Consider the following 775-nt stretch of genomic DNA (forward strand, 5'->3'; position numbering starts at 1 on the left):
CGGCAGCCCTGGCGAGGTCAGCCGAAGCAGGGTCTGAGAGAGGCTGTTGAGCAGCCCGAGCTGGGCGACGCGCTGCTGGAAGGGGATGAAATCCTCGAAGAAGGCACGGCTGCGCTCGCGATCGAGCACGGCATCAATGAAGGCCTCCAGCGCCGCCTCGTAATCGGGATCGGCGTTGGTCCAGGCGGTCTGGACCTTGGCCTCCTTGACCGCTTTGCTCATGTAAGCCTGGATGCGCTGTTTGAGCGCTTCCCAGCCGTCGTTGTCCTGCGGTGTCTGTAGTGGCCAGACACCGAGCAGGGTCTGGTAGAACAGATACTCGGTGTTGGCATCGGGCCAGGTCACCGTATCAGCCTCGAGTGGTTCGCGACCTTCGCCGTTGCGCCGAAAGCGTCGATTCAATCGGCTCCAGCGCTCAACGTGCTCGCGCCAGACGAGCGGCAGCTCGGAGAGGATATGCAGGCGTGCCCGCACATCCTCGGAGCGCTTGCTGTCATGGGTCGATCCGGCCAGCATCGCGTGCGGCCAATGCGTCTGGCGCCGGGCATTGGCGCGATGGAAGCTGTCCACCGAGAGGCCGAAGCGCTCGGGATCACCGCCGACCTCGTTCAGCGAGCTGAGCCGGTGCCAGCGATAGAAGGTCGTGTCTTCGACCCCCTTGGCGGTGACTGGACTGCTGTATTGCTGGAACTTCATCGCCAGGCGCAGTGCGCGCTCGCGGTATGGCTCAGGCTTGCCGGCCGCGATGTCGGTCAACAGTAGGTCGCGGACAAAC

The 775-nt window shown here is 64.3% G+C and carries 1 pseudogene; it reads right to left on the bottom strand.

From position 1 onward, the window contains the following. Window positions 1-756: pseudogene (locus tag VBE63_RS30760) on the bottom strand (malto-oligosyltrehalose synthase); the annotation flags it as partial. Window positions 757-775: the final 19 nt, after the last annotated feature.

It is taken from the genome of Lamprobacter sp., assembly GCF_034860625.1.
GTDB lineage: Bacteria > Pseudomonadota > Gammaproteobacteria > Chromatiales > Chromatiaceae > Lamprobacter.